Raw genomic sequence first — 11458 nt, forward strand, 5'->3', positions numbered from 1 at the left:
ATTAGAAAGCGGCAAAATTGCCGCTTTTTTTTGTTCCAAATTTAATCTTAATTGACTAAATTTGCACCGCAATACAACAAACTATACAACAATGATCCATTTCTTTGAAAACCAAAGCAAAACTGTTTTTGCAGTACAAACGCAAAACGAAATTTCAGCTCAAGACATTTCAAAATTAAACTGGCTTTTTGCCGACTCAAATAAAATAGAAAAATCCGTACTGACGGATTTTTTTGTTGGTCCTCGTGCCGCAATGGTTACGCCTTGGAGCACGAACGCTGTCGAAATCACTCAAAACATGGGGATTGCGGGAATCATTCGAATCGAAGAATTTCACAATGTTACTGCGGACTTCTCTGATTTTGATCCTATGCTTTCGCAAAAATACGCCGAGCTAGATCAAGATATTTTTACTACCAATATCAAACCGGAACCCATTCTTGACATTATCGATATAGCTGCTTACAATAAAGCGGAAGGTTTGGCATTGAGCCCGGAAGAAGTGGAATATTTGGATAATTTAGCCACTAAATTAGGCCGTAAATTAACGGATTCTGAGATTTTCGGTTTCTCGCAAGCCAATTCAGAGCATTGTCGCCACAAAATTTTCAACGGAACTTTTGTGATTGACGGTGTTGAAAAAGAATCTTCTTTATTCAAACTGATCAAGAAAACATCTGCTGAAAATCCGCACGATATCGTTTCAGCATATAAAGATAACGTGGCATTTGTAAAAGGGCCACGCGTACAACAATTTGCCCCAAAAAGCGCTGACAAAGCTGATTTTTATGAAACCAAGGATTTTGATTCTGTCATTTCATTAAAAGCGGAAACGCACAATTTCCCAACGACAGTGGAGCCATTCAATGGAGCGGCAACAGGTTCGGGTGGAGAAATTCGTGACCGTCTTGCAGGTGGACAAGGTTCATTACCATTGGCAGGAACAGCGGTTTACATGACCTCTTATTCAAGACTGGAAGAAAATAGACCATGGGAAAAGGGAATGGCCGAAAGAAAATGGTTGTACCAAACTCCAATGGATATTTTGATCAAAGCTTCAAACGGAGCATCTGATTTTGGAAACAAATTCGGACAACCGCTGATTACAGGTTCTGTCCTTACTTTCGAACATGAAGAAGACGCCCGCAAACTGGGTTTCGACAAAGTGATTATGCAAGCAGGTGGAATTGGTTACGGAAAATTAGACCAGGCCATCAAGAAAAAACCGCAAACAGGAGACAAAATTGTTATTCTAGGTGGAGAAAATTATAGAATCGGAATGGGTGGTGCTGCAGTATCCTCTGCTGATACCGGCGCTTTTAGTTCAGGAATTGAATTAAACGCGATACAACGTTCGAATCCAGAAATGCAAAAACGTGTTGCCAATGCCATCCGTGCATTGGTAGAAAGCGACAACAACCCAATTGTGTCGATTCACGATCACGGCGCAGGAGGACACTTAAACTGTCTTTCGGAATTAGTGGAAGATACCGGTGGATTAATTGATTTAGACAAACTGCCAGTGGGTGACCCTACCCTATCTGCTAAAGAAATAATCGGCAACGAGTCCCAAGAAAGAATGGGATTGGTTATAGGTCAGAAAGACATTGACACTTTGCAACGTATCGCTGACAGAGAGCGCGCTCCAATGTATCAGGTAGGTGACGTGACCGGAGACCATCGTTTTACTTTCGAGTCAAAAACTACCGGTGCTAAACCGATGGATTATGCCTTGGAAGACTTTTTTGGAAGTTCTCCAAAAGTAGTGATGACCGACAAGAATATCGACAGAAATTATGCTGATATAGAATACAGCGTAAAAAACATATCAACTTACTTAGAGCAAGTATTGCAATTAGAAGCAGTGGCCTGTAAAGACTGGTTGACAAATAAAGTAGACCGTTGTGTGGGCGGAAAAGTAGCCAAACAACAAACTACAGGACCTTTACAATTACCATTGAATAACTGTGGCGTAATGGCTTTGGATTATTTGGGTAAAGAAGGTGTTGCGACTTCAATAGGACATTCTCCCGTTGCGGCATTGATTGACCCTGTTGCAGGAAGTAGAACCGCGATTGCAGAAGCATTATCAAATATTGTTTGGGCACCTATCAAAAATGGTCTGGACGGAATATCCCTTTCGGCTAACTGGATGTGGGCTTGTAAAAATGAAGGCGAAGACGCTCGTTTGTACGCAGCGGTTGAAAGCTGTTCTAATTTTGCAATCGAATTGGGAATCAACATTCCTACCGGAAAAGATTCCCTTTCGATGAAACAAAAATATCCAAACGAAGAAGTGATTGCACCAGGAACGGTTATCATTTCGGCAGGTGGAAATTGTATCGACATCAATAAAGTAGTAGAGCCTGTTTTACAAAAAGACGGAGGTTCTATTTATTATATCAATCTTTCGCATGACGATTTCAAATTAGGCGGCTCTTCATTGGCGCAGACTTTGAATACCATCGGAAAAGATGCACCTACAATTAAGGATGCCGCTTTTTTCAAAAAAGCCTTCAATACGATGCAAGAATTAATTCTTGACAATCAAATCCTCGCCGGACACGACATAGGAAGTGGTGGTTTGATCACGACTTTATTGGAAATGTGTTTTGCTGATGTGAATTTGGGAGCAAAAATAGATTTATCTGTTTTTGAAGAAAAAGACATTATCAAATATCTTTTTGCTGAAAATATTGGAATTGTTTTTCAAGCTAAAAATGATGCGACTTTAGAAAGCAAATTAAACCAAAACGGGGTTAATTTCTACAAATTAGGAACAGCAACTTCTGAAGCGACTTTAGACCTTGGACATTTGACTTTTGACATAAAAGAATACAGAGATATCTGGTTCAAGACTTCGTTTTTATTAGACCAAAAGCAATCTAAAAACGGAATGGCGCAATCTCGTTTCGATAATTATAAGAACCAGCCGTTACAGTTTACTTTCCCTGCACATTTTACAGGAAAGAAACCCGTAATCGACTTCTCAAAACCACGTCCAAAGGCGGCCATTATCCGTGAAAAAGGAAGTAACTCTGAGCGTGAGGTGGCAAACGCCATGTATCTTGCCGGTTTTGACGTTAAGGACGTTCATATGACCGATTTGATTTCGGGGAGTGAAAACCTCGAGGACATTCAGTTCATAGGTATTGTGGGTGGTTTTTCTAACTCGGATGTTTTAGGTTCAGCCAAAGGTTGGGCGGGAGCATTTTTATACAACGAAAAAGCAAATAGCGCATTGAAAAACTTCTTCAAAAGAGAAGATACTTTATCAGTGGGAATTTGTAATGGTTGCCAGTTGTTCATGGAATTGGAACTTATTAATCCGGAGCATGAAGTGCACGGAAAAATGCTCCACAATGACAGCCACAAACACGAAAGCATCTTTACCTCAGTAACGGTACAGGAAAACAAATCGGTGATGTTGTCCACACTTTCCGGAGCTACATTAGGAGTTTGGGTTTCGCATGGTGAAGGAAAATTCAACTTGCCACTTGCCGAAGAAAACTACAACATCGTAGGGAAATACGGTTATGAAGGTTATCCGGCAAATCCAAACGGATCTGACTACAATACAGCTATGTTATGCGACAGCACAGGTCGTCACCTGGTGATGATGCCGCATATTGAGCGTTCTAATTTCCAATGGAACTGGGCAAATTATCCGGCTGGCAGAAACGATGAAGTTTCTCCTTGGCACGAAGCTTTTGTCAATGCAAAAAAATGGATAGATAAAAAATAATCTTTTGATTTACTATATTGAAAGCGTTCCTGAAAGGGAGCGCTTTTTTTATGGGGACAATTAATTTATCGTTTGAAAAATTTGTAATAAATTTATTATATATTTGGAAAGAGTTTTAGCGAAACAAACCTTAGGAAATCTACCCATATTTGGGTGAATACACGAAAGTTGTTTCGCCTATAAACAATTTGGCAGAAATTATAAAATTCGTGATAAATCAAATATTTCATAATTAATGAAAAAAATAAATAAAATAATTTTTATAATATTCCTATCATATAGCATAAATAGTCATTCTCAAAAGAAATATCTAGATTATATAACTACAGAAAAAAATGATACGATATTTGGAACATTAAGAAATGATATAATTGGTGGTAAAGTTTTATTTGAGAAAAATCCTAAATTTAAAAGGGGCAGCGTAAAATATTATAGTCGTAAACTAAAGAGAGTTAAAGATATACGATTTAATGATGATATTTATATCTACAAAAAGCTCAGTGATGATGGGATTTACGAAAACCCAAAAGAAAATATTTATTATGACACTTTAAATGTCATCAAAACATTAAACACTAACTTTTTCAATATAAAATCACGACTTATTGATTATGTAGTAACAATTAATAATGACACAATATATGGTATAATAAAAAATCCAACATTTGGCAAAAATTATCTAATTAATAAAAATAATGTAAAAATTAAAATTGAAAAAGATACTATTAAAGAGTACAGATATTTAAACAATGTATATCAATATTTTGAAAAGGAAAACATTAATGTTTTTGATAGTAGAAAAGCATACTTAAAACTATTATTAAATGGAAAAGTAAAACTTTTTGAATACGAATATCATTTTGTACAAACAGGTCAAAATAATGTACAAATAAACCAAGTAGATTATTATTATTACATTCTTAAAGATAATGAACTCATACTATTGAGAAATATAGGATATAAAAATAAATTAAGTGATTTATTTTCAGACATGAATCACTTAATTTCAAAAATTAATGATGATGAATATACTTTGGAGAATATATATTTAATTGTAAAATATTACAATGAAGAAAAATAACTTCTACCAACCACCTATATAGTTGTGCTCAAGATTAAAAACACATATCAAAAAAATGAAGAAAATAATATTCATATTACTTTTGGTACTTACAGTACTTTTTTCCTGTAAACAAGGCAGCAAATCAACGCCAAACACTGTTGATATAGAAACTTTGGATTCGACAAAAAATGTCCAAACTAAAAAGCCATCGGCTAAGCGTAATAAAAATAATTTTTACTCTAAATATGAATATACTGAGTCAAACGGCGCACGCCTAATAATACAAAACAGCTTTCCAAAAAGTGGAATAAGCTACACTGATCCCAATGGTAAGAAATATATTTATGCTGTATTTTGGACTCGAATAACCAATAATACAATTAATCCTCTTGAATTGACAATTGATTTTCCATTAGATTCATTTGAGATTCCATCTTCATCGGGCAACTATATGAAATTACTGTTTCCTTCCGACACAATGACAATTGATAAAGAACCCGTGAATGATTATGGTCTGACAATAAAATCTTTTTTAGATAACAATCGTGATAAATCGTCTTCGTTGAAAAGAACTATTAATCCAAAAGGTTCAAGTGCGTTTTATGTTGTGACCCTATCTGATCGTGGAGTAGGCGGAACTTTGCGAACAGGATTTAGCTTAAAAGGGCAAAACCTATTTTATAGAATTAACGATAAAGAAATTCTTTGCGGAAAGATTGATTTAACAAAATTAATGTTACGTAAATAAATAAAAAGCTAGCGCACAATAGTTACTAAAGCGGATTTGGGTAATAGGCTTAATGGAAAATTGGTTTTATATTTGGGATGTTTTGCTTCGCCTATTCGATATCGCTCGGGAGGCAAATCCAAAAATAGGGCTTAATCCTCAACCCAGCGGCGCAAAGTGTAGCTGCTGCGCAAATGTCTCCGACTTTGCGCAATTTTAATATGTTATTACAAAAGAAATCGTAATAAAAGTCTCCTGACTTTTATAAAAAAACGTTCTTTTTAAATATCAAAAACAATATATTTTTGATTTAATTTTATTGAAATTCTTCTAATGAAAGAAGTTTACGTTATCAGAGATCAAACATTACCTCATTTTATAACTGCAACCGTTGTAGATTGGGTAGATGTATTTTCTAGACAATTATATCGAGATTGTGTAATAGAATGTTTATATTTTTGTATTAAAAACAAAGGAATGGCTTTATATGGCTATTTCATTATGAGCAATCATGTCCATTTAATTGTTCAATCTGATCGTAGCGAATTATCAAATCTAATTCGAGATTTCAAAAAATTACTGCAAAAAATATTTTAGATAAAATCCAAGCCGTACCAGAAAGCACCACTTGTTGCAAGAGAAAGCTACGCCTGTCCTTGCCTATAAGAAATTGCCAACCTTTGACTCTACTTTTTTGTAGACAACTCCTTAAATTCTGCAGCCAACAGTACAAATAATTTTGTAAAAAAAATACCTCCATCCCCACCCAAACAAACAAAAACACTTTATTTTTTTGTAAAAGCAAGCCAACAATAAAATGAAAGTGTGTTTTTTTTAGATTCCAAAAAGAAAGACCAAATATAAAACTGCCGACTGAGATACTTTTGCGTTATACCATTAGTAATGTGAATAATATAAATTAAATATTTAATTGTGTAATACGTTTTTCCTAATATCTATTCAACTTTGTGTTTAAGTAAAACAATCCCAAAATCACTTTACTATAGACTTGGTTAGTTAGTGAAGTAACTTTTGAAACAGGGTAAAAATTGAACTTGCTGATTAAATAAAAAATCAATAAAATCAATCAATATGCAAGACAAGAAGAATCAATCATCCCGAAGAAAATTCATTCAGCAAACTGCTATAACAAGTGTAGGGATAATGCTGACCAATTCAATTCAATTATTTGCAAATCAAAATTCAAACATCATGAAAGAAAATATTCAATCAAAAGGATATGCCGGAAGAAACGAAACCGAAAATTTAAGTAAGTGGTCCTTTGAACGCAGACTTTTTGGCGACAGCGATATTTTAATTGACATCAAGTTCAGTGGAATTTGCCACTCCGACATTCATACCATAAAAGGGCATTGGGGAAAGCAGCAATATCCACAAGTGCCGGGGCATGAAATTGCAGGAATAGTTTCAGCTGTAGGAAAAAATGTAACTAAGTTTAAAGTTGGAGACAAAGCTGGCGTGGGTTGCATGGTAAATAGTTGTATGAAATGCGAGAGTTGTAAAAATGGCGAAGAGCAACATTGCGAAACCACGGGAATGGTAGGTACTTACGGCACTCCCGAAAAATCATCACCAACAGGTATTACACAAGGAGGTTACTCAAACAATATTGTAGTAACAGAACATTTTGCTATCAAAATTCCTGAGAATATTGATTTGCAATTTGCAGCACCATTGCTTTGTGCTGGCATTACGACCTATTCGCCATTAATGAAAGCGAAATTCAAAAAAGGCGATAAGATTGGTGTAGTAGGCATTGGAGGCTTAGGACACATGGCAATTAAATTAGCTGTTTCAAAAGGTGCGGAAGTACATGCTTTCACCACTTCTCCTTCAAAAGCAAATGACATCAAAGGTTTTGGTGCCAAAGAAGTAATTGTGGTGAATTCAGGAGAAGATTTAAAACCTTGGTTTGGAAAAATGGATTTTATGATCTCAACCGTACCTTATGCGTATGAGATGTCAAATTATATTTCTTGTGTAAAACCATATGGGTATTTCACACAAGTAGGGCAACCTATTAATGGAGAACTGATGATTAACAATACCAATATGATTTTTAATCGGGTAAATTTCAACGGTTCGTTGATTGGTGGGATTCCCGAAACACAAGAAGTAATGAATTATTGTGCAGAAAATAAGATATATCCGCAAATACAGATCATTAAAGCAGATGAAATAAATGAAGCCTGGAAAAAGGTGGTCAACAAAGAAGCCCGTTACCGTTATGTAATTGATGCAGCAACTTTTTAATGAATAAAAAAGTGGGTTACTAAATCATCAAAAGATTAGTCACAAACAAAAGGGCATATATTCTGGTAACTGCTTTGGTGTTTTACCATCCTATTAAGCTATTCAAATAAATCTTTAGGGGATTATTTGTCTAAAATCACGAAAGTAAAACCAGTAATCACTTTGTTTTGAATCAAGGTCAAAGCTACAAACAGTAAGTCCAGAGCAGCCATTTCTCCCATCATCATAATGAACGCAAAAGGATAATTGACGAGATTTACTTTTCGGACAAAAAATAGGTACTGTTAATCCGTTTGGCAAATGTGCAAAAGGTCAGCATTATACTATTTAGCATTATATTTAATTTATTGTTTAAAAAGCTATCGATTCTTCCCTTAAAATGTTGTATTTTAAACTTTAATCCGTATTTTTAATAATCTGTTTTATTTAATTCTATTAGACAAAAACCTATGACTATATTTACTCAGATCATTTGGCTCTTTATACTGGCTATACCTGTTGCTTGTGTTTCATGGACAGTTACCCATGAAGAATTGTTTCGGGAGCCAAGGGAATACTGTGTTAATAGAAGCCTTCATGACAGCACTTTATTAAAAAGAAAGTTTTTTTTCCTTTTTACCTGCGAATACTGTTTTAGTCATTACATAACAGTCCTATTTCTTATTTTAACTGACTATAAACTTTTGCTGACTGACTGGAGAGGATATATAATAGCAGGCTTCTCATTAATATGGATAGCCAACACGTACATGAGTACATTTGCGCTTATTCGACAGAGCATTAAAAAGGAAATAATTGAAATTAAAGTGTTGGAAAAAGAGAAAGAAATTTGACACTGAACCGTTCTTGCGAGCATCTCGCTCTTGGAGCTCGCGATAGCAATCACAGCATTAGACAATATACACTTCTGCTCTGCGAGTTATTCTTCTAAAAAATAAATATATCCTATAATGCGGATTGGCTAAAATTTAAAGTTTGTTTTGTACTTTTAAAGCATACTCATTGACCGAAAAACTTAAATTACAATAATGAATTATCACTTTAGAAAAGCGAAATTATCTGAAATGTCTCCAATATGGGAAATTTTACAACAAGCTATACTGCGAAGAAAAGAAGATGGCAGTGATCAATGGCAGGACGGTTATCCAAATCCAGAAGTCGTACAAAAAGATATTGAAAAAGGGGACGGATTTGTTTTGGTTGCAGGAGAAACAATCATTGGATATAGTGCGGTACTAATAAATGACGAACCTGCCTATGAAAAAATTGAAGGAAACTGGCTAACGAATGATGATTTTGTTGTCATTCACCGCGTGGCGATTTCGGAGAAGTATTTGGGTAAAGGTTTAGCAAAAATGATTATCAAATATATAGAAGATTTTGCACTAAGCAATAGCATATACAGCGTAAAAGCGGACACCAATTTTGACAACATACCTATGATGAAAATTTTTGAAAATTTGGGTTACACCTATTGTGGCGAGGTTTTTTTCAGAGGAAGCCCAAGAAAAGCATTTGAGAAAGAATTGGTAAAACCTTTCTAAATACGACAAGTTAAGGTGATTTACGAAACAAAAAAAAGAGGACTTTCCAATCCTCTTTTTATTCTGTCATTAATTTTATAAGCTTACTCTGCCATCTCCGTTTCAAATTCCATATGATCCACTATCTCTGCTGCTTCCGGTTTAGAAGCTTTAAGTGCATTGAACCTTTCTAATTGTTCTGTTTCCCCTTCTTCTCCACTGAAATAAGGAAAAACATCCATAATTGGAGATTCTGAAATAGCAGGTATTGTATAGTCGCCCATAGTGCCTTTCATCACACCCACCGTGTTATCATACGCTTCCTTTACATCATTGGCCTGCATTAATAAATACATATTGGTCTTGCGTTCTTTACCACTTTCTTCGTCATACGCCAATAATGAAACTTTTGATCTGAACCAACGATCCGCATTTTCAAAAGGATGAATCTCCGCATAATTGGCCACTTTTATATTCGTGATTTTAAATTCTTCACTTATATAGGCCGACATTTCTTCATTAATTCTGCTTTCAGCTTCCGTATAGGATAACGCGTCTACCAAGTATGGTTCATTCGCAATCTTTTGTGCACCAGTTTCGTCTGTTTTTCTATATTTTACTTTGCATTCGTACCAAATTGTGCTCATATATTTTTTTTTAAGGAGGTCAAAGATAGATTTTAAAGGAAAAAAAAATCACAATTAATAAAATAGATATTCACAATTTTGAAAGGAGGTCAGTATTAAATTTTGTTGCGTTTTTTTTTCCTATAAATTCATAAAAAAAACAGCCTCTCCAAAATTAGGAGAGGCTGTTTTTAAAATATATTTTTTCAGAATTGGGTTTTAGTCAATAAGGGTAACCAAATCTTCTCTGCTTTTTCTAACTTTCGTTAAATTCACTAACCAGTCCTTATCAGCATCTCTGTATCCTAAAGGAAGGATTACACAACTTCTAAGACCTTTTTCTCTAAGGTTTAAAATTTCGTCCAAAGCATCGGGGTCAAAACCTTCAATTGGCGTGCTGTCAACGCCTTCAAAAGCGGCTGCTGCAATAGCTTGAGAAAAGGCGATATACGCTTGTCTAGCTGCATGCTGAAAATTCACTTCGGCATCTTTTTGAGGATAGCTGTTTAATAACATTTGACGGTAATTTTCCCATCCTTCATTTTTAAAACCACGAATTTCGTTCGTAAGGTCAAACATTTTATTGATTCGTTCAGCTGTATATGTGTCCCAAGCGGCAAAAACAAGCAAGTGAGAACAGTCTGTAATCACCGATTGATTCCAACCAATCGCTCTGATTTTTTCTTTTATTTCTTGGTTTGTAACCACCATTATTTCAAAGGGCTGCAAACCGCTAGATGTTGGTGCCAATGAAGCTGCTTCAATAATAATGTCAATTTTATCTCCAGAAACTTTTTTACCATTCATTGCTTTTGCAGCATAACGCCATTTCAATTTATCTAATAATTCCATCTTAATTGTATTTATTTATTTTACTTATTTAAATTATATTTTCTAAAAAAGAGCCTAAACTCGTATGCTGTCCCACGCCACTTGGAAAGCCTCATTTATTACGTTCTCACCTAATGGGCAAAGCGATCTGTTGTCCAGATTCATCAAAAAAGCCATCGGATAAATGGAGAAAGCGTACAGTAAATACGGTGAAATATCTTTGATAATTCCTTCCTTGATCCCTTTTGACCATAAATCAAAAAGAGATGTCAAATATTTCAATCCTTCTTGGCGGGTTTCCTCATCAATCATAGGCGTGTTGTCACATTGTGATAAAAAAGAGGCTTCTTCTTTGTTTTCCAATTTAAAAGCAGCCATAGCAATCCAGACTTTTTCAAAACTTTTTTTCACTTCATCATCCGATTCGTATTGGCTAAACGCCGCTTGCGCAAAAGAACCTTTAACATCCAAATACAATTGATTAACCAAATCTTGTTTGCTTTCAAAAAACAGATAGATGGTAGCAGGAGAAACATTGGCTATTTTGGCTACTTTAGCCATCGAAGCACTTTGAATCCCTCCATTGTTTACTAAACTTAAAGTCGCTTTTAATAGTGCGGTACGTTTATCTATGCTTTTCTGAAGTTGCGCCATAATTAATGTTATAAA

9 protein-coding genes are annotated in these 11458 nt (G+C 35.0%); 6 read left to right on the top strand and 3 right to left on the bottom strand.

Annotated elements, in window-relative coordinates; translation table 11 throughout:
* The first annotated feature begins 91 nt into the window (after positions 1-91).
* The 6 genes from purL (at position 92) to ACFX5E_RS00515 (ending at position 9353) form a co-directional block, all read left to right on the top strand.
* Entirely contained in the window at positions 92-3745 is a 3654-nt protein-coding gene (purL, locus tag ACFX5E_RS00490) for a phosphoribosylformylglycinamidine synthase (RefSeq protein WP_379853201.1), read from the top strand.
* Positions 3746-3980: 235 nt separating this feature from the next.
* Entirely contained in the window at positions 3981-4826 is an 846-nt protein-coding gene (locus tag ACFX5E_RS00495) for a hypothetical protein (protein ID WP_379853202.1), read from the top strand.
* A 55-nt stretch (positions 4827-4881) separates the two neighbouring features.
* Positions 4882-5556 (top strand): hypothetical protein, encoded by a 675-nt coding sequence (locus ACFX5E_RS00500; protein ID WP_379853203.1) that lies wholly within the window; start codon positions 4882-4884, stop codon positions 5554-5556.
* 312 nt (positions 5557-5868) lie between these two features.
* Positions 5869-6132 carry a transposase gene (locus ACFX5E_RS00505; protein ID WP_379853204.1) on the top strand — a complete coding sequence of 88 codons (264 nt, stop codon included), beginning with the start codon at positions 5869-5871 and terminating at the stop codon, positions 6130-6132.
* A 495-nt stretch (positions 6133-6627) separates the two neighbouring features.
* Positions 6628-7809, top strand: a complete 1182-nt coding sequence (locus ACFX5E_RS00510; protein ID WP_379853205.1) for an NAD(P)-dependent alcohol dehydrogenase — start codon at positions 6628-6630, stop codon at positions 7807-7809.
* A 1028-nt stretch (positions 7810-8837) separates the two neighbouring features.
* Positions 8838-9353: a GNAT family N-acetyltransferase gene (locus tag ACFX5E_RS00515; RefSeq protein ID WP_379853206.1), complete on the top strand. Its 516-nt coding sequence runs from the start codon at positions 8838-8840 to the stop codon at positions 9351-9353.
* A gap of 83 nt (positions 9354-9436) precedes the next feature.
* On the opposite strand, the gene ACFX5E_RS00520 is transcribed toward ACFX5E_RS00515, so the two are convergent.
* The 3 genes from ACFX5E_RS00520 to ACFX5E_RS00530 all read right to left on the bottom strand — a co-directional run bounded on the left by ACFX5E_RS00520 (position 9437) and on the right by ACFX5E_RS00530 (position 11443).
* Positions 9437-9979 carry a DUF4494 domain-containing protein gene (locus ACFX5E_RS00520; protein ID WP_379853207.1) on the bottom strand — a complete coding sequence of 181 codons (543 nt, stop codon included), beginning with the start codon at positions 9977-9979 and terminating at the stop codon, positions 9437-9439.
* Between the two features lie 198 nt (positions 9980-10177).
* The gene (locus ACFX5E_RS00525) at positions 10178-10810 is read right to left on the bottom strand and encodes a nitroreductase family protein (RefSeq protein ID WP_379853208.1); all 633 of its coding nucleotides are present in this window, start codon (positions 10808-10810) and stop codon (positions 10178-10180) included.
* A gap of 54 nt (positions 10811-10864) precedes the next feature.
* Entirely contained in the window at positions 10865-11443 is a 579-nt protein-coding gene (locus ACFX5E_RS00530; RefSeq protein WP_379853209.1) for a TetR/AcrR family transcriptional regulator, read from the bottom strand.
* Between the last annotated feature and the right edge of the window lie 15 nt (positions 11444-11458).

Source organism: Flavobacterium xylosi (assembly GCF_042787345.1).
Taxonomy (GTDB): domain Bacteria; phylum Bacteroidota; class Bacteroidia; order Flavobacteriales; family Flavobacteriaceae; genus Flavobacterium; species Flavobacterium xylosi.

Coding starts and splice junctions, on each gene's coding strand:
- purL (WP_379853201.1), top strand. CDS start 92: ATGATCCATTTCTTTGAAAACCAAAGCAAAACTGTTTTTGCAGTACAA.
- ACFX5E_RS00495 (WP_379853202.1), top strand. CDS start 3,981: ATGAAAAAAATAAATAAAATAATTTTTATAATATTCCTATCATATAGC.
- ACFX5E_RS00500 (WP_379853203.1), top strand. CDS start 4,882: ATGAAGAAAATAATATTCATATTACTTTTGGTACTTACAGTACTTTTT.
- ACFX5E_RS00505 (WP_379853204.1), top strand. CDS start 5,869: ATGAAAGAAGTTTACGTTATCAGAGATCAAACATTACCTCATTTTATA.
- ACFX5E_RS00510 (WP_379853205.1), top strand. CDS start 6,628: ATGCAAGACAAGAAGAATCAATCATCCCGAAGAAAATTCATTCAGCAA.
- ACFX5E_RS00515 (WP_379853206.1), top strand. CDS start 8,838: ATGAATTATCACTTTAGAAAAGCGAAATTATCTGAAATGTCTCCAATA.
- ACFX5E_RS00520 (WP_379853207.1), bottom strand. CDS start 9,979: ATGAGCACAATTTGGTACGAATGCAAAGTAAAATATAGAAAAACAGAC.
- ACFX5E_RS00525 (WP_379853208.1), bottom strand. CDS start 10,810: ATGGAATTATTAGATAAATTGAAATGGCGTTATGCTGCAAAAGCAATG.
- ACFX5E_RS00530 (WP_379853209.1), bottom strand. CDS start 11,443: ATGGCGCAACTTCAGAAAAGCATAGATAAACGTACCGCACTATTAAAA.